Source organism: Massilia sp. H6 (genome assembly GCF_024802625.1).
Classification (GTDB): Bacteria; Pseudomonadota; Gammaproteobacteria; order Burkholderiales; family Burkholderiaceae_D; genus Telluria.
Genome location: NZ_CP103371.1, coordinates 1639521 through 1662488, shown reverse-complemented (window position 1 = coordinate 1662488; position 22968 = coordinate 1639521). Strand labels below are relative to the sequence as shown.

The following is a 22968-nucleotide window of genomic DNA, read 5'->3' as shown; positions in this document are numbered from 1 at the left end:
GCGCACCATTCGCGGCTCCCGAACCAGACTATGCCGGGGGCTCCTGCTGGACCAGGATTTTTGTGTACGTTTCTGCAACTATTTCGCCGAGGATAGCATAGGTCCGGTGGCGCCTGACATAGACCGGCCCGCGCCGCGCCAATGCACTGGACAATGCCGGGTCGTCCAGCAGGCGCCGCACCGCCTGCGCGAACGCCGCCGTCTCCATCGGCACGCATAGCCCGGCACCGCTTTCATCGATGACCAGCTGCTGGTCGGGGATGTCGTTGGCCACGCTGGGAATGCCAAGCGCCAGGTATTCGACCAGCTTGGTGGGCGACGACACGTCGAACAGGCCCCCGCGCGGAATCGGCGACAGCGCGACTTCGGCCCGCACCGCATAGGCCAGCGCGGCGCGTTGCGCCAGCCATCCGGTCAGCAGGACGTGGTCGGCCAGCCCGCGACGGGCGATCTCGGCGCGCATCCAGGCCATGTCGTCATGCGAGGCGGCGTCGCCGGCGATCACCAGGAGGATGGAGGGCACGCTGCGGGCAAGTTCCGCCACCACCTCGAGCAGGAAGTCGGAACGGCGCGTCAGCGCGATCCGCCCCAGGTAGATCAGTACCCGGCGGCCCTCCAGGCGCGGGTCTGCGCTGGGAGTGAGGGTGGCGCGGTCGAACAGCGTAGCGTCGACACCCATCGGTACCGCGGTCATGCGCGCCGGATCGATACCCTGGCCCGCCAGCCAGGCTTTCATGGCCTGGCTCTGCACGAAGACATGGCAGGCGCCCGGCAATACCAGCCGGTACAGGACGAAGCGCGACGCGCGCGCGCGCGCGGCGTGGGCGCACCAGGCCAGCGCGCGCCGCCATCCCCGCTGGCGGCGGATCTGGTCGCGCCGCACCTCGAAGCCTTCCACGATCGGAAACGACATCCAGTAAACAAAGGGCAGGCCCAGCAGCGCGGCGGCAAGTCGCCCCAACAGCCCGGAAGCGATCTTGTCGCGCACCTGGATGCAATCGGGGCGCGCGCGGCGCCGGGCCCGCAGCAGGCCGCGCAGGTCCCACAGTGGCGACAGGATGGCGGCGTAGCGCGACCCCAGGCTGCCCACCATGTGCACGGCGCCGGCCGGCCAGGCGGTGGGCGCCGAGCTGTCGCCGCCTGCCTGGCCGACGATCTCGCTGCCGATCCCGTGACGCGGCATTTCCTCGCCGAACAAGGTCAGCACGTCGGCCCGCGCCGGCGGCAAGGGATCGCGGACAATATAGGCAATCGACAGCGGCTTGCGCATGGTCGCGAAGGTGGATGGGCCGAAGCGTCGATTCTAGCGCGGCCGGCGCCGCGCATGCTTCGCAACGCAGCAGGTCTATGCGCTACAACACAAGCGCGTCAATCGCATGGCAAGGCAGCGGCGGTGCCATTCGGGTACCCAACGATCCCCGCGGCACGGGCTGCGGGGATCGTGCGAAAGCGCGGACAGGAACTAGTTCAGCGTCACGGTCTGGCCGCCGACGGACACCGTGCGCACCGAGCCGGACATGCCCATGGTGACGGTCGGACGCAGGCAGCCGACGTCGAGCAGCACCAGGTATTCGGCGATGGCGTTGGCCTCGCTCTTGAGGTAGAAGGCGCCGTGGTCTTCCACCACGTTGGCCTTGGCGGCGGGACCGATCCACTTGGCGAAGGTAGCGCCCGTGTTGAGCGAGCGCACGCACAGCATCTGGCCACCGGCGGTTACCTTGACGTTCAGCGGATTTTCCACTGTCATGATGGCAGGGGTATGCATGTTCCACTCGTAGGTACGCGCCACGCTGCTGGCCAGGCGGTCGCGCACCAGCACCGCATTGGCGGCGCTGCGCAGGTGCCAGACCTGGCGCCTGGCCATGCTCAGCTGGCCACCATAGGCCGGGGTGGCATCGCCTTCGGTGTAGTCATAGGTCGGCTGCGCGGTGAAAGCGGTGATCTTGCCGTTGCGTTGCAATTGCTCACGGTAGCCGTTCACCAGCTGGCCCTTGCCGCCGTCGAAGGTGATCGCATTTTGCGAGCGGGTCTGGTGGTACCAGTCGCTCCAGTATGGCGAACCGTACCAGTCGTACCAGCCGGCCTTGACCAGCAGTGGCTGGCCCGCGCTTGACAGCAGCAAGCCGTTCTGGTCGCCGTGGCTGTGGTTGAACGAACCGTAGGGGCTGGACTTGAAGAAGGTCGAGATGCGCGAGTTGGCCGCCAGGTCGCTGTGCATCGCGACCCAGCCGATGCTCGGGTAGTAGGCCGAGTTCGACGGCGCCTGGTAGACCTTGGTGTCGGTGACCGGCAGCGGGTACTGGGCCGACAGCAGCGACATCGCGTCTTCCAGGCCGGTGGTGTTCTTGACGAACCAGGCCGCGCGCGGGGACCACATGCGCGAAGCGAAGGCGCGGAACACGCGCGGATCGGGCCTGGTTTCGGAGGCGTCGCCAAAGGCGTGCACCCTGGCGCCAGGCGGTATGAATTCCATCGCGAAGTCGAGAAAGCCCAGCGTCCATGGCTTGCCAAAGAAATTGACGCCACTGGCGTGCGAGAGCGGGTCCCACAGCGCCAGCAGGTAGGCCGCCGCGTATTCGGCGTAGGCGGTACCGTTGGCATAGCCGCCTTCCGGGCCGCTCCATGGGTTCGGGCTGAGGGCATACGCGCGGAACGAGAAATCGAACCACTTCTGGGCGTCCGGGATGTCGCCCAGCGACAGGCTCGAGATCAGGACCAGGAAGACCAGGCTGGTGTTGCCGTGCGAATCGAACGGGAACTGGTCCAGGCGCCCATTGTTGCCGGCCAGGCTGTTGTAGATGACGGTGGTACGGGTCTTGACCGCGGCCAGCCACTGCGCCTTGCGGTTTGCGTCGAGCGCGCTGCCGAGCAAGTCGATGCCCTTGATTAAGCCCCAGGCAATCTGGCGCGTGGCCTGGTCCTGGTTGACATAGCTGGTCGGACCGTTTGGATCGAGCGCGGCCAGCTGGTCGCCGCGCTTGAGCGCTTCGGCCAGGAAGATCGCTTCGCCCTTGATGCGGTACATCAGCGCTGCCGCCTCGAGCTGGCGCGTGGCTTCATTGATGCGCTGGCGCACGTCGGTCTGCTGGGCCGCCATGGCAGCGGTGAGCGGGCTGCTGATCAGGACCGACCAGCGCGAGTCCGACAGCGCCGGCACCGCCGTGACCTGCGACTTGACTTCGTTGCCCAGGCGGCTCAGGTAGGGCTCCAGGTCCGCTCGCTTGGCCGTGTTCCAGGTCGAGAACGGGGTCACCGAGGCTGGCAGCGAACGCGGACGCGCCTTGGCCAGGATGCGGTTGCGCACGGTGGCGTTGTCGGGCACTTCGAATGCGACCGACTTGCTGGTGATCGAGAATGTGCGCGGATTCGACCAGTCAGCCGTGCCAACCGGGCGCACGCGCCAGGTGTAGTTCCCCAGGGCCAGGGCCTTGGTTGGCAGGTGCCAGTTACGCTCCACCACGACCCGGCTCGGCATGCCGCCGACCGGGGTGATCTCGATTTCGTAGCTGGCCGGGCCGGTGGCATGGCGTGACCAGGTGAAACCCGGTGGATTCTGGGCCTGCACCTGGCTCAGCTCGGGCTTGGCCTGGATCACCAGGGGATCGGTCGATTGCGCCCAGTCGGCACGGGCGCCCATGCTCGCGCACAGCGAGGCGAATGCAGCGGCCCAGAGAAGGCTCTTTGGATGAAATTGCATGAAGGAACTCCGAGAAAAAAATCTGACTTTCTTGCGCCGCGCCGGCAACTCCTGTGAGCTGCCTGTCGAGTGAAAGGCTTACCTGACGAGATTTATATTACTCCACAGGAATTTGAACACCGGCAACTTTCCCAAAGAAATCATTCCTTTTTCTCTTGCCATGCAGAAATACAACGACCAAAACCCGGTTTTCCCGAATATTATTTGCAGGCATTTAACGGTCTTGAATGCCTGAAAAGACGACAGGACAAGACTGTCAACTTGCTATCCTACTGCACTGCCCCCCTGCACCCGCAACGCGCGCAGCCGCTTCAGGTAACGCAAACAGTAAATACCGAACGCCAGCGGCGCCTTGTGCATATACCGCCGGCGCACGCGGAATTCTTCCTGGCGCGCCTGGAGCCGGTTGGCCGACGAGACGCTGCCGGCATGGTCGCGAAACACCGCCAGCGGCCGGTCGATCATGGCTGGCTGCGCCGTCGCGCCCAGGCGCAGCCACAAGTCGATGTCCATTGCGTACCTGAGCGTCTCGTCGAACAGGCCGACCCGCTCGAACGCGGCCCTGCGTACAAAGGCCGCCGGGTGGGCAATCGCGCTGCGACCCGACACCAGGGCGCGGTAGGAGTAAGCCGGCATTGCATAGGGGGGCGCCAACTCGCCGTCCTTGCGTATCAGAATGTTGCCGTAGACCCAGTCAAGCGGCTTGCCGGCCAGGCACGCCTCGTCGAAGGCATGCTTGACGATGGCCAGCACCTCGGGCCCCGCGTAATAGTCGTCTGAATGCAGGTGGGCGACGATATCGCCGCGGGCCGCTGCGATGCCCTGGTTCATGGCCCGGCTGATGCCGCCCTTGATGTCGCGCAGAACACGCTTGTTGGCCGGGTAAGCGGCAATCAATGCCAGGGTGGCGTCGGTGGAGCCGCCGTCCACGAAGATGTGCTCGTAGTCCTGGCAAGTCTGCGACTGTAGCGAGGCCAGGGTGTCGGCCAGCGTGGCGGCGCTGTTCCAGGTGCAGGTGACGATGGAAAATGTCGGTTCAGTGTGCATAGAAGTCCACGATGGTGGGCAGGACCTGGAAAACGTCCATTGCGGCACTGGCCGCGCCGGGCTCGGCCGGGGCTGGGGCCGGGCGCGCCAGTGCGCCCGCCAGCAGCCTCACCAGGCCCTGCATCGAGTCGGCCAGGATCAGCTGGCCAGGAACGGATGCGTAGGCGGTGAGTTCCGGCGTGCCGCCGCGCGCCAGCGCCAGGCAGGGGCGGCCCAGTGCCAGCGCTTCGAGGATGGTCGTGCCGCAGGGTTCTTCCCATAGTGAAGGCACGACGCAGACGTGGCTGGCGGCCGTCAGTGCCGCCACGGCCGAATTTGGCTGCCAGCCGAGGAAGCGCACCTGTTCGCTCGCATGCCGGGCTTCGAGCCGGGCGCGCAACGGGCCGTCGCCGACCACCAGCACCCGGGTTTCGGGCGGCAGGCACCCGCGCGCGGCAGCAAGGAATTCGGCGAAGCCCTTGCCGGTATCGATGCGCCCGGCCACCAGCACCTGGCCCTGGCGCGCGCTGCGGACCTCGGCGCCGCCCGTGCCCGAAGGGTGGGCTGCGGCGGCCAGCTTGCGCACGTCGATGAAGTTATGGATCACGCGCGCGCGCGACAGGTCGGCACCGGGCAGCGTGCGCAAGAACTGCCGGCGCAGGAAGTCGGACACGAAGATGGTCTTGTGGCGCGCGAAGGCGCTTGCGGCCTCGCCGCGGTAGCGCGCCACCGCCTGGCCTGACAACATCGTGCGCAGCAGCCCCGGCGCCGGGTGGGCGCAGCCGGCGCAGGCGCGGTTCGAGGTATCGGTGCATACGGCGCCGTCCTTGAAACGCAGATGGGTCATGCACTCGCTGCCCTGGTCGTGGCGGGTCTGGATGAAATTGAGCGCCGGGTCGACATAATGGCCGATCATCGGCAGGTGGCCATGGTAGTGGACGACGTCGTAGTGTTGCGCACGGCGCGCCAGGGCGCGTGCGATCCTGGCGGCAAACCACGGGCGCTTGGCAGGGTTGAAGAAGCCGAGCTGGGCCTCTTTCCAGCCAATCCGGCGCAGCTCGAAGCCGGGGATGAAACGGCCGTCGAAGCCGATCTCGGCCGCGCTACCGGCATGGGCCCGGTCCGAGCGTCCCATCAGGTCGACCTCGTGCCCGGTCTCGAGCAGGGCATTGGCCAGCGTCACTACATGCCGGGCCAGGCCGCCAAGCTGCACGCCCGGCACATCTTCGGAAACCATCAGGATTTTCATGTCAGCCCCCCGCTGCCGGGTAACGCGTCCAGCACGCCTTGAGGCAGGCCCAGGCCAGCCGCCGGTCGTCGCGTTCGAGCACGAACAGCGCGCCGTGCAGCGCCAGCAGCAGCACGGTACTGCCCAAGATAAACACGACATTCCAGGCTTGCGGGTCGAACCAATGCTTGGCCGCGGTGGCGGCCAGCGCCACCAGCAGCACCCCGAGCAAGCCCGGCGCATAGCCCTGCCCCAGCAGCCGGCCGAGCCGGGTGGGCACGGTGCGCCCATGTACAAAGGCGAGAAAGCCAGTGGTAAATACTAGCGAGCCGAGCAAGTGGCCCCAGGCCGCGCCATCGATGCCCCAGGCGGCCACGCCGGCATACACGATGCCCAGGCCGGCCAGCGCCCTCGCCATGGCGAACAAGCCGGAGACGCGCGGATGCCCCATGCCGTCGTTGACCAGCGAAGGCAGGCTGGTGAGCGAATCGACGAACTGCGCCAACGCCATCACGGCCAGCACCAGCGCCCCGTGGCGGGCGAAATCCTCGTTCATCCAGTAGAGCAAAATCTGGTAGGCAAAAACCGCCACCAGCACCAGGATCGCGGCATTCAGGTACACCACGTAGCGCGTGGCTTTCAGGTAGAGCCGATCGAGGCGCACCAGTTCTCCGGACGCGGCCAGCGCGCTGGCCGCAGGAAACAGCACGCCCGACAAGCGGAAACTCAAGCCGAGCACCCGGTTGGCAAGCGTCGCCGCTACCGTGAAATAGGCCAGCGCGCTAACGCCGGCCAGCGCGCCAATGATCAGCTTGTCGGCATGGACATAGGACAGCGTGGCCAATCGCGCCATGCAGGAATAGGCCGAAAAGCTCAGCAGCTCGGCGCGCACGCGCGCGCGCGGCCAGCGCCAGCGAAAGCCCGGCAGCAGGCGCAGGATCGCGCGCCACAGCACCAGGCAGTGGACGCTGCTGGCCGCAACGCGCAGCAGCACCAGTTCAAACAGGCCATGACCGAGCAGCAGAACGCCGACGCTGGCCAGCGGCACCAGGGTGCCGAACACCATCTCGACCCGGGCAGAAATATCGTAGCGCATCAGCGATTGCGGCACACTGTTGAGATACACCTGGAGCTGGCCGGCGACAAAGCCGACTGCGGCCAGCCGCAGGGTGGAGACGGCCTCGGGCTCCAGGGCGGGCGGTACCGCGAATACAGCGGTAATGAGCCAGCGCGCTGTGAGCAAGAGGCCGAGCGCGCCGAGCAAGCCCAGCGCGGCATAGATCAGCAGGCCGAAGGACAGTGTTTCGACGACCTGGTCGTGGTCGCCGCGCGCACGGTGCTCGGCGATGTACTTGACCGAACCGGCGGTGAGGTTGATGTCGATGACCGCAAAATAGCCGACGATGGCCGTCACCAGCGCATAGACACCAAAGCCGGCCTGGCCCAGTCCCTTCACCACCAACGGCACCGTGGCCAGCATCACCAGCGCAGGGATCGCCGCCCCCAGCAGGTTGGACCAGGCGTTGCGCACCAGGTTGAGGGAAAGCTGCGGGGGCGCGTGCGGCTCCATCAGGCCGGTACCAGCCGCGCAGCCGGCGGCACCGGACGGCGTGCCGCGCTCGGGGCGGTCTTGCTCACGGCCATTGCCAGGTAAGGCAGGGCCAGGCAGATGGCCAGCATCTGGGTGGTACGCACTTGCGGGAACGGCGTGCCGATCAGCAGGTCGGGAATCATGAAGGCCATTCCGGCCACGCCGGCAGTGCCGATGCCGAGCAATTCCGGCGGCAAGCTCGCCAGCGCGCGGCGGGCAAACATGGCGAAGGCAAGGCCAGTGCCGGTTAGCAGCGCAACGCCCAGCAGCCCGCTCTTGAGCGCGATGTGCAGCACGCCGCTGTGCAGAAACAGGCCGCCGTCCGGATTGTTCTGCCAAGAGATGGCCTGGTAGCCAGTGTAGCGGCCCCAGGAACCAATGCCCGTGAGCGGCTGCGCCAGGAAATCGGCGATGGCGAGCTTGAGTTCGAGCACCCGCCCACCCTCGGGCCCGAAGCGGCGCGACTGCATGTCGTAGACCAGGCTCGACAGGCCGCCGGTCACGCCCTTGGTCTGGGCCAGGCGCTGCATGCCGGCATAGGCCAGGGCCGCACCGACCAGCGGCGCGCCGGCCACCATGAGCTGGATCCGGCGCCGGAGCGGGAAGCGCATCATGATGACCAGGAAGGCCAGCACGAAGCCGATCCAGGCGCTGCGGCGGTAGGACAACACGATGCACAACGCGGTCGAGACCAGGGTCATCCATTCGATACCGCGCCAGAACGGCGGGCGCTCGCTCTTGTGCCTCTGGAACAGGTTAACCGCCGCAATGGCGAACGCGAGCGTGCACACCAGGCTGTCGTTGATGTCGAAATAGGTCAGGCGGATCTTGATCGCGTTCATGTTCGCGTAGATGTTATTGGGGTCGCCCCCGAACGCGGCCCATCGCCCCAAGCCGAACAGCGCGCGCCCCAGGCCGACCAGCAAGATGAACTGACACAGTTCCTGGACCTGCTCGCGGGTGCGGAAGGACAGCAGGATCAGCGAAACCAGTGGCGCCATCCAGACGATGTTCGAGAACCCTTGCGGCGACAGCGACTGGCGCAGCGTGACACCGGACACCATGCCCACGGCGGCATGGGCGGCGAGCAGGACAAACCAGCCCCAGAACCAGGGACGCAGATTGCATTCCGGCGCCGGGTAGCGCTGGAAGGCAGCGGCCACGCGCGCGCAGGCCCAGGCACCGAGCAGGTACCACAGCAGCAAGCCGAACAACAGCAGCCCGGAGCCGCGGCTATAGATGGTACTGCTGGAAAACACCGACAGGCTGCCGTAGCTGGTGGAATTGATGCAGAAATACACGGCCAGATAGGGATAGACCAGGAAACGTGGCCACGCCAGCCCGATGCCGATAACGGCAACCGCGGCCACCGAGAGCAGCATCATGAAGGCCCAGGGCAGCGAATAATAGATATACGGAAGGATCTCGTCCATTGGCGCCCCCTGGTCCTGCCTAGCCTTGCGCCTGGCCCGCGCCGATCAGGCGGGTGCGGTCGCGCGGCGCCATCACGCTGAGCATGTCCATCACGAAGCGGTCATGCACCCGGTAGGCTTTGGCTGCGTCGGCGTGGATGGTCGAGATGCGCACCAGCATGCCGTCCGGGATCTCGCCCGACAGGCCATAGGCGAGCTTGCGCAGTTTCTGCTGCAGGCCAGCCTTGGTGGCGTGTTCGCCAATCGTGATCCAGTAGGTGATCGGTTCATTGCGCTCGTGCAGGAGCGCAACCAGGCGCTTGACCGGCACGGCGCCAAAGCGGGTCGGCAGCGCGCCATCGCTGTGCTCGATCATGCGGAAGCCCTGGGCCACGTAGCAGACTTCGGGCAGGTGCAGCTGCAGCGATTTGCTCTGGTCGCCGCCATAGGCAATCGACAGCATCACGCGCTGCCCGTCGCCGTTGACATAGGTGCGCGACAGGGTCTGGTCGTAGATTTTCTCGAGCATGCCCTGCTGCTCCGGGTCCGGGGCCAGCGGCACCACCGAGGGGTCGATTTGCCAGTCGCCGAAGCGCGCCGGGATCATTTGCTCCAGGCTGAAGCGTTCGTGGGGCTGCGGCACGCGCGCCCTGGGCGTGAGCGCCACGGTCAGGGCCGAGGTGCCGGCCATGGCCGCACCCAGCAACAGGCTGATGGCGAGCCGGCGGTTCATGTGGCTTCCTTGATCGACGGCCTGCGGCCGGCCTTGCGCAGGCCGCGCTGGCCGCCCTCGCCGCCCGCGCCGCCCGCGCCGCCGCCCTTGTCACCGTGATGCGCCGCGCGCCGCCCGATCCACCACTGCAGGCCCGAGTCGACCGCCAGGATCAGCATCAGCGCGGTGACGAACAGCACCATGCCGGCAAAGCCGTGCAGGAAGCCCTGCCCTGCGGCATCGCCGAAATAATAGGTAATCAAGGTCAGGGTGATCACGCGGATCACGTTGGCCGCAAACGAAATCGGAATGATCAGGATCGCCAACCCGATATTGCGAAAGGCCGATGGATGGCGCATCAGATTGAGGTAGAACAGCCCGAGTGCTTCCAGGGTCAGCAGGGTCTGCAGGCCGGCGCAGGCATCGGCCACCAGCAGCTGGTACTGGCCGATCTGCAGCACCACGCCGGAGCGCGAGATCGGGTAGCCGAGGCCGAACAGGATGGCCTCGGTGGCCCAGGACACCGCCATCTTCATTGGCATGGTCACGGCCGCCACCAGCTCGCCCGGCAGTGGCACCATGAACAGCATGAAAAAGAACGGAAACCACAGCACCCCCAGCGTCTTGCCTCCGAACTTGAGCAGCACGATGGCTGCCATCACGGCCAGGATCGAGCCGACCTCGAACATGAGGATGTTCTGCGAGCGCCCCAGCAGGTGCAGGACGAGGCCCACCGCCAGCACCGGCCAGCCGATCCAGCTCGACGCCGGCGGTGTGGCCGCAGCGCTTGCTTGCGGCCACTTGCGCCAGATTAACCAGAGCGCCAGCAAGAAGATAATCGGACCATGACCCTGCTCCTCGCCGATCCAGGCGCCGGTGAACAGCCGGTGGAAGGTAGGCACGAACAGGATCGCCAGGCCAGCATAGATGGGCCACCATTCGCGCAGCGCGCCCCGATGGGCACCAGGCGCGTCGGCTGCCTGCCGGGCCCTGCCGATGCCAGGGGCTGCGCTGTCCATCTCAGAACTCCACCACCACCGAGCCGACCACTTCGGCGCCGGATTCGGCCATTTGCTCGGCCATGCGGCCGATGCTGGCGATGTGGGTGCGGTGCTTGCAGGCCACCAGCAGCACACCGCCGGCGCGCCCGGCCGCGGCCAGTGCGTCGGCCCCGGCCGCGAACGGCGGCAGGTCGTACAGCACCACATCGTAGCGGGATTCGAGCTGGGTGTTGAGGTTGCGGAAACCTTCGCGCGCCAGCAATTCCTGGGGATTGGGCGGCAAGGTACCCGCAGGCAACAGCGACAGGTCGAGAAAGGCCGGTACCCGCGCGATGACGTCAAGATCGGCGCGGCCGGCCAGCAGGTCGGACAAGCCCTGGCGTGGCTTCATGCCGAACATGTCGTGCTGGCGCGGGCTGCGCAGGTTGGCGTCGACCAGCAGCGTGTGCTCGCCGAGTTGCGAGAACACCACCGCCAGGTTGGCCGCGAACAGGCTGCAACCATCTTCGGGAGTGACAGCGCAGATGGCCAGTGCGCGGCGGCCGCGTGCAAACCAGCGCAGCATCAGCTGGCTGCGGATGGCGCGCAGCGACTCGACCTGGGGCGAGAACGGTTCGTAGGCCGCCACCAGCCTGGGCGACAGGTTGGCCTGGCCTTTCTGCAGATAGGGATAGGAGAACTGGCGCGCCAGCACCTGCTGGATGTCTTCTTCGCTCACCAGGCCCAGGCGCAAGGCGGCCTCGCCGAAGCGGATCCCCAGATCTTTCTGCATGCGTAACACGCGTTCGGCGTCTTCGGGGCTGAGCTTGCCTGCGTCGAGCAGCAGCGCCCCCATCCGCGATTCGGCGGCGGAGCCCAGCGGCAAAGCGGATAGCACGGAAGAATTCATGATCGGTCCTTGGGGTCCTGGTTGTGCTTGCTGTATTGGCGGCAAGGGCTTCAATGCAGGCGCAGCAGCCGGCGCGGCGCCATCAGGGCGCGGATACCCTTGCGTGGACGCGCGGGCCGCCACTCGACGCTGCCGAGCACCGGGATGCCGAGCATGTCGCGCACATCGCCAGCGCAACGCACTGGACGCTTGAGCAGCTCGAGCAACAAGGCCAGGCCGACGCCGAGGATGGTGCCCAGCAAGATCGACACCAGGGTATTGAGCAGCACGCGCGGGCCTGAGGGCTCGGCCGGCGCCACCGCCGGGTTCAGGATCGAGATATCGGACTGCTCGGACTGGGCCTCGATGCGGGTCTGGGAGAAGCGCTGGCTGGCCGAATCGAAGGCACGCTGGGCGCTGTCGAGGTCTTTGAGCATGACCCCGAGTTCGTCGCGGGTGCGGTTCAGTTCGAGCACGCGGGTCTTTTGCGCGGCCAGTGCGGCGCGCAGCTGGGCTTCGCGCTGGCGGTACACTTCGGCGCTGGAGCCGACGCTGCGGGTGACGCTGCCGACGGCGGACGCAAGTTCCGAGCGCATCTTGCCGACTTCGGCGCTGGCCGCCTGGTAGACCGGGTGGTTACGACCGTAGCGCGAGGCCGCTTCGGCCAGCTTGGCTTCGCCGCTGGCCAGGCTCACGCGCAGGTTCTGGATCAGGGCATTGTTGGCGACGTCGGCCGAGCCCAGTCCGGTGGCGTTGTGCTCGCGCGAGTTCGCTTCCATCGCCTGGGCCTGGGCGGCGACGAGCTGGGCCGACAGGTCGTTCAGGCGCGACAGCTCGACATCGACCCGGTTGTTGTCAAGGCTGACGATGCCCTTGTCTTGCTGGTATTTGGACAGGCGCGCCTGCGCCGCCTCGACGTTGTCGCGCAACTGCCTGGTTTGCTCGTTGAAATAGGACGAAGCTTTCTTGGCAGGCTCGGTCTTGAGCTGGACGCTGATCTTCTGGTATTCGTCGGCAAAGGTATTGGCCACCGCCGCGGCGAAGGCCGGATCGGCGCCCTTGAAGCTGATCTCGACCACGCTCGATTCGCGCGAGGGCTTGATCGCGAGCTTTTTCAGCAGCAGGTCGGCCAGCCAGTCGTGCACCGAGCCCTTGCCCTCGCTGGCTTCGCGCCACTGCGCCTGCACGGCTGGGCTCGACGCCAGGCGCAGCGCATCGACCACCCGTAGCGCCACGTTCTTGCTGCTGATGATATCGATCTGGGTCGCCATATAGCCCGGCATCAGGTTGCCGGGCATGGTCAGGCCGCTGACCGGGTCCACGCCCTTGTAGTTCAGCAGCACCGAAGCGCTGGCTGTGTAGGTCTTTTGCTGCACCAGGCTCCATCCCAGGGCCAGCAGAACCGTCACCAGCAGCGTCGACAGGATAATTTTTTTCCGGGCAAGAAGGATCAACAAGAATTGATGAAGGTTCATGGCCTTGCCTTTGCATCGGTTGCCTTGCAGCGGTGGGCTAAACGGGCGCGCCCGCGTCCGGGACGCGCAGCGGCATTTTCATCGGCATCGGCTTAGAACCAGCTTTCACGGACGACAATCACATCGTCGACCTGAACCGGGTCGCTGGCCTTGACATTGATCGTCACCGGGTTGCCGCTGGCGTCGCGGCGGGTGATCTTGATGCCGTTGTTACTGCCACGCAGGCTCAGGCCGCCCCCGGCCGAAACAGCCTGCTGGACGGTCATGCCGCGTTCAAGGCGGAACGGTCCCGGACGGGCCACCTCGCCGGTGACATAGGCGCGCGGGGCGCGCTCGACATAGATGATGTCGCCGCCGGCGACTTCGACATCGTTGTCCAGTTCGCCTTTGCGCACCATGTCGATTACGTCGATGGTCGCGCGCGTGGTGCTGCCGTTGCGGGTCCGGACCAGGTTGATGAGGTCGCCGCCATCGCCATGGATGCCGCCCGCCATCGCCAGCACATCCAGTACCTTGCGGCGCCCGTCCACCGCATAGCGGCCCGGCCGGTTGACATAGCCCAGCACCGACACCTGCTGGCTTGCCAGGGTAGTGACCAGCATGTTGACCTGGGCCTTCTTGAGATAGCCGCCTTTCTCGAGCAGCTCGCCGATCTTCTTCTCGGCCGCCGCCACCGGCAGGCCGCCGACGGCAACCTGACCCAGCAGTGGGAAAGTGATGTTGCCGGTCTCGCTGACACGCGTCTCGAGCGACAAATCCGGACTGCCATAGACCGACAGCTTGACCACGTCGCCCGGCCCCAGCAGCACTTCGGCGGCGCTGGCAATTCCCATGCCCAGGACCAGCGCCGTGGCCACCGCCCACTTGATGAATCGTTTCATGATTGCTCCTTTCTTGCCGGGTGATAGAAACCTGCGCCGAACCTGCGCCAACACTGCGTGACGCTGGGCTATTCAAGACCGGCTACGCCCTTGTCGAACGCGCCCTTGTCGACGCCCGCTGTGGCCGCTGGCGCCGCTTCGGTCGCGGCCACCGGCACTACCCGCGGCGTGGCCGGCGCCCCGTTTGCCGCAGCGGTGGCGCCTGGCGTGCTGGCGTCAGGGGCGTAGTCCTTGTTCAGGTAATCGATCCTGGCGCTGGCGCGCAGGCGCTGGATCTCGGCAGCGGCCAGCTCCTTGTTCTTTCTGTTCGTCAAGAACTGGCCGATCTGGGGAGCCGCCACCGCCAGCGTGACCGGTGCGTCGCGTACCTCCGCGATCGAGATCAGCATCGCCCGCTCGCCCTCTTTTACGACAAACAACTGGCCCTTGGGCATGGCCAGCAGCTTGCCGGAGAGCTGGGGGTTGAGGTCGGCGGTGCTGCGGGTGACCTGGGCGCGGCCGTACTTGATGTTGCGCGCATCGAGCAAGACCGCGACTTCTTCGAGCGACCGGGCAGCATCGGCAGCGGCGCGCACTTCCGGGGTCAGGTCGGCGCCAGCCAGGATCAGCTCGTTCATGATGAACTGCTTGCGCTGGGCAAAGAACTGCGGATTCTTATTGAAATAGTCTTCGACTTCGGCCTGGGTCGGGCGCACCGGTTCGCCCAACCGCTTTTGCAAGTAGGCCTGGGCGATGATCAGCGACCGCGCGCGCTCGATGGCTTGCATCACCTTGGGGTCGCGGTCGATCTTTCCCTTGGCCGCCTCGTCTTCGAGCAGCTCGCGGTCGATCAGCGCCTGCAGGATCTGTTTGCTGGCAACGGCCTGCTGGGCGGCAGGCAGGCCGGCGCGCTGCATTTCTTCGTTCAACTGCAGTACGGTGATTTCTTCGCCGTTGACACTGGCCAGTGCCTGGCCCGGCTTGGCTTGCTTGGCCCGGTCGTCACCGCAGCCAGCCAGGGCCGCCCCGGCCAGCAGCAGCGCAGCGGCGGACAGCAGGCCCCGTGGCCTGACAGGCGATGCAAGCGGCGCGGCAAAATGAAAGATGTTCAACATAATTTCCTCGATGTTGGCGGCGGGCGACTGCCCGCCGGTTGTCTTGATTTACAAGCCAGATGTGTCAGCCGACACCGCGCTGATTTGCCGAACGGGCCGCGCGCATTCCGCGGCGGATGGCGACAGTGCCGGGCCGTGGGCGGGGTCGACTGGACTTGCCTGCGGCGCGGCGCCTTGTTGCCCCTGCACGGCCAGGAAGGCGTCATAGGTGCGGCGCAGTCCATCGGGCAGCGCGGTCGAGGCGCGCCAGCCCAGTGCAGCCAGCTTCGAGACGTCGAGCAGCTTGCGTGGGGTGCCGTCCGGCTTGCTGGCGTCGAACACGATGCGGCCCCGGTAGCCGACGGTTTCACCGACCAGCCGGGCCAGCTCGGCGATGGTGACATCTTCGCCGGTGCCGACATTGATGTGCGAGTGCATCGGGTCGGTATTGGCGGCGTACTGCGCGTGCGCCAGGTTCATGACAAAGACACTGGCAGTGGCCATGTCGTCCACGTACAGGAATTCACGCATGGGCTTGCCACTACCCCAGATCACAACCTCGGCCGCATTGGCGCTCACCGCCTCGTGGAAGCGGCGTAGCAGCGCCGGGATCACGTGGCTGTTTTCTGGGTGGTAGTTGTCGCCCGGACCGTACAGGTTGGTCGGCATCACGCTGCGGTAGTCGGTGCCGTACTGGCGGTTGAAGCTCTCGCATAGCTTGATGCCGGCGATCTTGGCCATCGCATAGGGTTCGTTGGTTGGCTCGAGTATGCCGTTCATGAGCGATTCTTCGCGGATCGGCTGGGCGGCCAGGCGCGGATAGATGCACGAGGATCCGAGAAACAGAAGCTTGCGCACACCCGCCTTCCAGGCCTCGTGCACCACATTGGCCTGGACCATCATGTTGTCGTATATAAATTCTGCTGGATACGTGTTATTGGCGTGGATGCCGCCTACCTTGGCCGCGGCCAGGTAGACCTGGTCGATCGCTTCACGATGGAAGAATTCGCGCACCTGGGCCTGGTCGGTGAGCTCCAGTTCGTGGTGGCTGCGTGTAACGATATCGGTCCGTCCCTGGGCGCGCAAAACGCGCACGATGGCCGAGCCCACCAGGCCGCGATGGCCGGCGACATAGATGCGGGGCTCGGTAGGCTGCTGGCCGCACTGCCAGCCTGGCGTCGAATGGTTCAACATGACCTCCCGTGAAAGTGCAGGCAAACACTGCGGATCGACTGCGAGCAGCTTCTGGCTCCCGCATTCGTCGCCCCCCTGCCCCGGCCAAAACCCATTCTGGCCAGTGACGCCGCTAACAACTGCCGTTTTCATCTTGTTGCCTACCTTGTTCGCATCAGCAAGCGGGCACAGCAAGTTGCAAGTTCATTAACAATTCTACGCAAGCTGCCTGGCCGTGCAAGGACATGGCCAATTGTGCGCATGCTTTTTAAGGCGTCATTAAGCGAATCGTTGCGTTTTTCAACTTACTGTACGTTGGATGAAAAATGCCAGCACCTTGACTAGATTTGATTGATTTTCGTCAAACCTTCAAACCTGCCCCTGCTTGCGGCCAGCCCAAGCGTTCAGCCCGGCTCAATGCGCATTTTCGCGCTTGAGCACCACCTTGACGGTTTTCAGGATGATCCACAGGTCCAGCCATAGCGACCAGTTGCGCAGGTAGTCGAGGTCGTACTGAATGCGCGCTTCCATCTTGTCGAGGGTGGCGGTTTCTCCGCGCAGGCCGTTGACCTGGGCCCAGCCGGTGATGCCCGGACGTACCTTGTGGCGCAGCATGTAACCCTTGATCAGCTTGCGGTATTGCTCGTTGTGAGCCACCGCATGCGGGCGCGGTCCGACCAGGCTCATGCGCCCCTGCAGCACATTGAAAAACTGCGGCAATTCGTCGAGCGAGGTACGGCGCAGGAAGCTGCCGATGCGGGTCACGCGGCCGTCATTCTTGCTGGCCTGAACGACATCGGCGCCATCCTCGGTGACGTTCATCGAGCGGAATTTGTAGACGTAGATCTCCTCGCCATACAGGCCATAGCGGCGTTGCCGGAAAATCACCGGTCCGGGCGAGGTCAGCTTGACTGCGAGCGCGGTGACCGCCATCAGCGGCGCCAGCAGCAGCAGGATGATGCCGCCGATCACGATGTCGCTGCCGCGCTTGATGACGCTGTTAAAGCCCATGAATGGCGTTTCGCTGATCGCGATCACCGGCATGCCACCGACGGTGTCGAAACGCGCCTGCATCAGGTCAAACACGTAGACGTCGGGCAGAAAATACACCGAAGCGGTGGTGTCTTTCAGCTCGTCGATCAGCCTGCGGATGCGCGGCTGGGCCGAGATCGGCTGGCTGATGAAGATCATCTTGATGTGGTGTTCGCGCACGTAGGCGCAGATGTCGGCCATGCCGCCCAGCAGCGGATAAGCCAGGATGGCCGGGCGGCGCCCGTGGCCGCGGTCTTCGAAGAAACCCTTTACGTCCATGAACAGATTGGGGTGGCGCTCGCACACCCTGGCAAACTTGAGGCCGACCTCGTTGGCGCCGACCACCACGACCGAGCGCACTTCGCGCGAACAGTCGCGGCTGCCGGTGGCCTGGCGCACCGCCAGATGGCTGGCCAGGATGGTGAGCGGGGTCGCGATGATCCACGCCAGCAGCACCCGCTCGTCGTAGAAATATTTCAGCCCGCTGGCCGAGCCCAGGAAGTACAGCACCGCGATCGTCAGGCACCAGCCGAAGATGGTATCGCGCGCGTAGGCCAGCATGCGGCCACTGCGCCAGGTGCGGTAGGGATCGACGTGCTGGTAGACCGCGGACGAAATGAAGAAGGCCAGGATCATCAGTACCAGCGAATACCCCGAAAACGGTTCCCCGTAGTACATGGTTGCCAAGTACAGGGTTCCCATGATGATCAACGGATCGAGCACGCGCTGGAAGAACGAGATGATCGGAACATCGTTAACCGTCATGACGCGCCTGGCCCCGTCTGTGTGGCGTCAGAACAGCAAATTGGCGTTCAAGACCACGGTGTTCGCGTCGAAGCTGCCCAGGCCCAGTACCGGGGAGCCGCTGCGCCGCTGCTGCTGCCAGCGGGCCGACACGGTCACCTTGCGGCTGGCTTGCCAGGTCGCGCGCAAGCTGGTGCGCCGTAGCGAGTCGCTCAGGTCGGCACCAGCGGCGAAACCGGCGCGCGGATTGTAGGCCCGCTCTTCGTAGGCGGTACTGGCGTCGACCTTGAGCTTGCCGGTGGCGGCCCAGCTGGCGCCGATGCTGGCGCCCCGGTTCAACGTATAGCTGGCGATGGTGCTCTCGATCGGGGCGAATTCGCGCCACAGTGAGGCCTCGTAGCTCAGCTTGCCGTGCGGGGTAACAAAGGCGTTCAGGCGACCGTTGACACCGCTGGTGTTGCCGTCGCCGGGCCAGCTCTGCCCGCGCCGGACATAGCCGGCCAGTGCCTGCAGGCGGGTGACGCCGGTGCCGATCCAATGGACGCGCAGCTTCAGTTCGTGCTGGGTGAAGTCGTCGTCGAGCACGCCGGCCAGGACCGGGCGGCGAAGCGGGTAGGCGCCCTCGAGGCGGCGCGCCACCACACCCACCGAGCTGCCGCTGCGCGGGGTGTAGAGCAGCTCGGCCTCGACGGCGCGTTCGGTGCGGTTGTTGACGCGCTGGCGCAGCAGCTCGTACTCGAAGCGCTCGCGCGTGAAGCCGGCGCGCAGCTTCCAGCTCGGGTGCAGCTGGTAGCCGGCGTCGACCCAATGACGGCGCAGCTCGCGCATGTTGCGCTCGTCGCTGAAGAAATCGGTATAGGGAGCCAGGGCGCGCTCGTACCTGGCGCCGAGCTTCCCGTCGAGCTTGTTGCCCACTTCCCAGAACCAGGTGCCCTGCAGGTCGCGCCCGTCATGGTCGAGCTGCTGGAAGTGGTCGAACTTCAGGGTCGAGGCCTTGGCCACCAATGCCACGCGCTGGCGGCCGATCCGCTGGTCGTACACGGCGCCGGCATCAAGCTGGCGCCAGCGGTCGCTGCGCTTGCCAGAAAAAGCGGGACGGTCGTCGGGCACGCGCAACAGGTTATCGTCGTAGCCCCAGCCGATGCCGCCGTACAGGCGCAGGCCTTGTTCCTGCTGCTCGGCCGCGGCGGCGCGCGCCGGAAGCAGCAACAGGGCCCCGCCCAGTGCAGGGGCAAGGGCAAAGGTGGTGGCGACCAGGGCAAGGCGTGGATGCGGCATCATGGTTGTGTTTTCCGAAGTCAGTGCGCTGTACGCGATTTACCAGAAACTCCAGTTGCCGGTCGCGACCACCCATGCGCCCAGCAAGCCATTAGTGACAGCGTGGGCGAGCACCGCCGACCACAAGTTGCGGTACCGCATATAAAGAAACGCATAGGCCAGTCCGGCGACGATTCCGGCCAGCCAGAGCGCGTGTTCGACGCCGAACAGCAAGCTCGACACCAGCAGTCCCTTGAACCCGACGCGTGCGGGCTCGACCGCTTCGAAGTCGGCAGCCTCGATCCAGCGCATCAGGAACGAGCGCCAGAACAGTTCTTCCATGACAGGCACCACCAGGGCGGCGCCGGCGATCCGGCTTGCCACCAGCAGCCAGTCGATCGCGCCTGCGGTAGTAGGGTCGTAGCCCGGTACCGGGCCAATGCGCATCCAGGGGGCGTCGAGATTAATCCAGAGCACGAATACCAGCAGGCCCGCGCCGCTGCAGGCCAGCAGCGGCCCCGCTCCGGGCAGCGCCGGATGATGCAGTTCATGGTAATGGCGCCAGGAGCAGGCAAGCAGCAGTGCAACGACCCCGCTCTGAAGCGGGTACAGCCAGCGCAGCGCGTCGCGCGCCCAGCCGGCATGCTCGAGCATGTCGCCCAGGATGATAAACAAGATCCACGCCGCGAACGGCAGGATGCGCGCCCAGGCGGCGCGGTTCAGGAAGGGAGCATCGGGCGCAGGGGTGCCGGGGGCAGGCCCGCTGCGGGTGTCGGGGCGGGGGCCGGATGGAGCGCGACGTGCATCGTGTTGCTCGGTCATGTCCGTGTCGGCAGGCGCCTGGCCTGCTTGCCCCCTTGGTTAGGCTACTCTCCCCTGGCGCGGGCTTCGATCCGCTCCCAGCGGTCGAGCGCGTCGAGCAGCAATTCCTCTATCTCGGCAAACCGCTCGTTGATGCGGCGCGCGTCGGCCGGATTCTTCTTGTAGAAGTCCGGTGCGTTGAGCTGGGCCGTGATGGCCGACTGTTCATCTTCCAGCGAGGCAATCAACGTCGGAAGCTCTTCCAGCTCGCGCTGCTCCTTGTAGCTCAGCTTTACCTTTTTGGCAGGTGCGGCCTGTGCCGTCGAGGATACGTCGCCCGCTTTGGCGCTTTCTTGCCGCGCAACAATAATCGCTTGATTGGCCGCCGCCGCCGCCGCCGAGGCGGCCATGGCCGGCGCGCTGCTGCGCACCCGCTCCCAATCGCTGTAACCGCCGACGTATTCGCGCCACAGTCCCGCGCCCTCGGCCACGATCACCTGGGTGACCACGTTGTCGAGGAAGGTACGATCGTGGCTCACCAGGAACACGGTACCGGTGTAATCCTCGAGCAGTTCTTCCAGCAGCTCCAGCGTCTCGATGTCGAGGTCGTTGGTCGGCTCGTCAAGTACCAGGCAGTTGGCCGGCTTGGCGAACAGGCGCGCCAGCAGCAGGCGATTGCGCTCGCCGCCAGAGAGCGACTTGACCGGCGAACGCGCCCGTTCTGGCGCGAACAAGAAGTCGTTGAGGTAGGTCATCACGTGCTTTTTCTGGCCATTGACCTCGACCCAGTCGCTGCCCGGCGCGATGGTGTCGGCCAGGCTTGCGTTTTCATCGAGCTGGGCGCGCATCTGGTCGAAATAGGCCACGTTGAGCTTGGTGCCCAGGCGTACCTTGCCGCTGTCGGCGGTCTCGTCACCAAGGATAATCTTGAGCAAGGTCGTCTTGCCGGCGCCGTTGGGCCCGATCAGGCCAACCTTGTCGCCGCGCAGGATGGTGCCGCTGAAATTGGTAACGATGGTTTTTTCGCCATACGACTTGAACACGTTTTCCATGTCGGCGACGATCTTGCCCGAACGCTCGCCCATACCGACGTCGAGCTTGATATTGCCCTGCTGTTCGCGGCGCGCCGCGCGGCTCAGGCGCAAGGCTTCCAGGCGCCGCACCCGGCCTTCGTCACGGGTGCGGCGGGCCTGCACGCCCTTGCGGATCCAGACTTCTTCTTGTGCCAAAAACTTGTCGAACTTGGCGTTCTCGACTTCTTCGTTGGCCAGCAGTTCGCGCTTGCGTTCCTGATACGTCGTGAAATTGCCCGGGAAGGACAGCAAACGGCCGCGATCGAGCTCCAGGATGCGGGTGGCGACATTGTCCAGGAAACTACGGTCGTGGGTAATGAACAGCACCGAGCCGCGGTATTCGCGCAGCAAGCCCTCGAGCCACTTGATCGACATGAAGTCGAGGTGGTTGGTCGGCTCGTCCAGCAGCAGCACGTCGGGGGCGGACACCAGCGCCACGGCCAGCGCCACGCGTTTCTGCATACCGCCCGAGAGCGTGCCCATCTTCGCCGCACCGGCCAGCCCGAGACGATCGAGCGTGGTATCGACCTTGTGCTGCAGGTTCCAGCCGTCGGTGGCGTCGAGCTTGACCTGGATGTCGTGCATGCGCTCCATCAGCGCGTCGTCGTTGTCGCCGCCGAACTGGCCGGTCAGCGCTTCGTATTCGGCCAGCATGGCCTGCTGCTCGCCCATGCCGGCGGCGACCGCGTCGAACACGGTGGTATCAGGATCGAAGGTCGGCTCCTGCTCGACATACGCGATCTTCAGGCCCTGCTGCATGACGAGCAGGCCGTCGTCGAGCTTGAAGCGTCCCGAAATAACTTTCAGCAGCGACGACTTGCCGGTGCCGTTGCGGCCGATCAGGCCGACGCGTTCGCCGGTTTCAAGAGAGAAATCAGCGTGGTCGAGCAGCGCGACGTGGCCGAATGCCAGTTGCGCGGAAGAGAGAGAGATGACAGCCATGATCCGTGAGCCTGCCCACCGCCAGCGACTGGCCACAGGCAAAAAATGTTGAAAGAAGCGCCCATTGTACCGACTGGTCCTGGGCTACTGGCAATTTCCGCTCGCTGAAAGCCGGTTTGGCATCCAGGCTGCGGAGCAAGGCAGGACCAGGGTCGATGATAGTGGGAGAAAGACGAGCAAGCCGCGGCGCCGGAGCGACAACGGCGTCATGGGCAAGAAACTGGTATCGCCAGCAGGAATCGAACCTGCATCTAAGTCTTAGGAGGACCTTGTACTATCCATTGTACTATGGCGACTCGCGCGGTCTGGGGCATGCGCCATGCGAATGCACACCCTGAAAGCTTGCAGAGCGCTATTGTACCAGCCGCCCAGGCAAAGCAGAACAGGCGCAAGCCATCATGGCTGTGGCCCGCCATCCTCGACCCGCAGGCGCCGTTTCATCGATGCCAGCTGGGCGATCAGGATGGCCTTGTCCTCGGCCGGGATGTCGGCCAGCATCTCGTCGACCCAGCGCTCGTGCACCGACGCCATGGAAGCGAAGGCGGCGCGCCCGGCCGGGGTCAGGCGCACCGCCCAGGCGCGCCGGTCGAGCGGATCGGGCACCCGAACCACCAGCTTCTCGCGTTCGAGCTGGTCGGTGATGCCGGTCACGTTGCCCCCGGTAACCATCATGCGCTTGGACAGTTCGCCCATGCGCAGGCCGTCCGGATGGCGTTCGAGCTGGGCCATCAGGTCGAAGCGCGGCAGCGTGATGCCGAAGCTGGTGCGCAGCCGGCTGCGGATCTCGTTTTCGATCCGGACCGTGCACGAGAGCATGCGCAGCCACAATTTAAGCGACTGGTGGTGCTCGCTGGTGAGCCGGCTGGCGAGGTCGAGCTCCGCCGCCGGCAGGCCCCGCGCCGCGTCACCCCCTGGCGGTTCTGCGCGACCTGCGCCCTGCTCCTGGTCCGGCTTCTGGTCCTGCCCGTCGACATCCTTCATG

Annotated in this window: 18 protein-coding genes and 1 tRNA gene; all 19 read right to left on the bottom strand. The window is 65.6% G+C overall.

The genetic code is table 11. The features are described 5' to 3' along the window. Nucleotides 1–28: 28 nt before the first annotated feature. The 19 genes from NRS07_RS07405 to NRS07_RS07315 all read right to left on the bottom strand — a co-directional run bounded on the left by NRS07_RS07405 (nucleotide 29) and on the right by NRS07_RS07315 (nucleotide 22967). Nucleotides 29–1270 (bottom strand): glycosyltransferase, encoded by a 1242-nt coding sequence (locus NRS07_RS07405; protein ID WP_259212189.1) that lies wholly within the window; start codon nucleotides 1268–1270, stop codon nucleotides 29–31. Between the two features lie 192 nt (nucleotides 1271–1462). Beyond that, a complete protein-coding gene (locus tag NRS07_RS07400; protein ID WP_259212188.1) occupies nucleotides 1463–3697 on the bottom strand; it encodes a heparinase II/III family protein in 2235 nt (744 codons plus the stop codon). Nucleotides 3698–3961: 264 nt separating this feature from the next. Then, on the bottom strand, nucleotides 3962–4744 hold the full coding sequence (locus NRS07_RS07395; protein WP_259212187.1) for a glycosyltransferase family 2 protein: 783 nt from the start codon (nucleotides 4742–4744) through the stop codon (nucleotides 3962–3964). Then, entirely contained in the window at nucleotides 4734–5972 is a 1239-nt protein-coding gene (locus NRS07_RS07390) for a glycosyltransferase family 4 protein (protein WP_259212186.1), read from the bottom strand. Before NRS07_RS07390 ends, NRS07_RS07395 begins: the two co-directional genes overlap by 11 nt. Before the next feature lies 1 nt (nucleotide 5973). Beyond that, a complete protein-coding gene (locus NRS07_RS07385; protein WP_259212185.1) occupies nucleotides 5974–7521 on the bottom strand; it encodes an oligosaccharide flippase family protein in 1548 nt (515 codons plus the stop codon). Then, nucleotides 7521–8975, bottom strand: coding sequence for an O-antigen ligase (locus tag NRS07_RS07380; RefSeq protein ID WP_259212184.1), 1455 nt, complete (start codon nucleotides 8973–8975; stop codon nucleotides 7521–7523). The genes NRS07_RS07385 and NRS07_RS07380 overlap by 1 nt, the downstream gene beginning before the upstream one ends. 19 nt (nucleotides 8976–8994) lie before the next feature. Continuing rightward, nucleotides 8995–9687, bottom strand: coding sequence for an exosortase-associated protein EpsI, B-type (gene epsI / locus NRS07_RS07375; RefSeq protein WP_259212183.1), 693 nt, complete (start codon nucleotides 9685–9687; stop codon nucleotides 8995–8997). Beyond that, a complete protein-coding gene (gene xrtB / locus NRS07_RS07370; protein ID WP_259212182.1) occupies nucleotides 9684–10685 on the bottom strand; it encodes an exosortase B in 1002 nt (333 codons plus the stop codon). The genes epsI and xrtB overlap by 4 nt, the downstream gene beginning before the upstream one ends. A 1-nt stretch (nucleotide 10686) precedes the next feature. After that, a complete protein-coding gene (gene epsG, locus NRS07_RS07365) occupies nucleotides 10687–11556 on the bottom strand; it encodes a chain length determinant protein tyrosine kinase EpsG (RefSeq protein WP_259212181.1) in 870 nt (289 codons plus the stop codon). A 50-nt stretch (nucleotides 11557–11606) separates the two neighbouring features. Beyond that, nucleotides 11607–13010, bottom strand: a complete 1404-nt coding sequence (gene epsF / locus NRS07_RS07360; protein WP_259212180.1) for a chain length determinant protein EpsF — start codon at nucleotides 13008–13010, stop codon at nucleotides 11607–11609. Nucleotides 13011–13102: 92 nt separating this feature from the next. Then, a complete protein-coding gene (epsE, locus tag NRS07_RS07355) occupies nucleotides 13103–13891 on the bottom strand; it encodes a polysaccharide export protein EpsE (protein ID WP_259212179.1) in 789 nt (262 codons plus the stop codon). Between the two features lie 68 nt (nucleotides 13892–13959). Then, nucleotides 13960–14985, bottom strand: a complete 1026-nt coding sequence (locus NRS07_RS07350) for an EpsD family peptidyl-prolyl cis-trans isomerase (protein ID WP_307729940.1) — start codon at nucleotides 14983–14985, stop codon at nucleotides 13960–13962. A 48-nt stretch (nucleotides 14986–15033) separates the two neighbouring features. After that, a complete protein-coding gene (locus NRS07_RS07345; protein ID WP_259212177.1) occupies nucleotides 15034–16158 on the bottom strand; it encodes a GDP-L-fucose synthase in 1125 nt (374 codons plus the stop codon). A gap of 393 nt (nucleotides 16159–16551) precedes the next feature. Next, entirely contained in the window at nucleotides 16552–17934 is a 1383-nt protein-coding gene (locus NRS07_RS07340; protein WP_259212176.1) for an undecaprenyl-phosphate glucose phosphotransferase, read from the bottom strand. Between the two features lie 27 nt (nucleotides 17935–17961). Continuing rightward, nucleotides 17962–19194 carry an XrtB/PEP-CTERM-associated polysaccharide biosynthesis outer membrane protein EpsL gene (epsL, locus tag NRS07_RS07335; RefSeq protein ID WP_259212175.1) on the bottom strand — a complete coding sequence of 411 codons (1233 nt, stop codon included), beginning with the start codon at nucleotides 19192–19194 and terminating at the stop codon, nucleotides 17962–17964. 36 nt (nucleotides 19195–19230) lie between these two features. Beyond that, nucleotides 19231–19992 (bottom strand): CAAX prenyl protease-related protein, encoded by a 762-nt coding sequence (locus NRS07_RS07330; protein ID WP_259212174.1) that lies wholly within the window; start codon nucleotides 19990–19992, stop codon nucleotides 19231–19233. Between the two features lie 44 nt (nucleotides 19993–20036). Beyond that, nucleotides 20037–21986 carry an ATP-binding cassette domain-containing protein gene (locus NRS07_RS07325; RefSeq protein ID WP_259212173.1) on the bottom strand — a complete coding sequence of 650 codons (1950 nt, stop codon included), beginning with the start codon at nucleotides 21984–21986 and terminating at the stop codon, nucleotides 20037–20039. 221 nt (nucleotides 21987–22207) lie between these two features. Then, a tRNA-Arg gene (locus tag NRS07_RS07320) sits at nucleotides 22208–22282 on the bottom strand. Between the two features lie 100 nt (nucleotides 22283–22382). Continuing rightward, nucleotides 22383–22967 carry a MarR family winged helix-turn-helix transcriptional regulator gene (locus NRS07_RS07315; protein WP_259212172.1) on the bottom strand — a complete coding sequence of 195 codons (585 nt, stop codon included), beginning with the start codon at nucleotides 22965–22967 and terminating at the stop codon, nucleotides 22383–22385. Nucleotide 22968 lies beyond the last annotated feature (1 nt).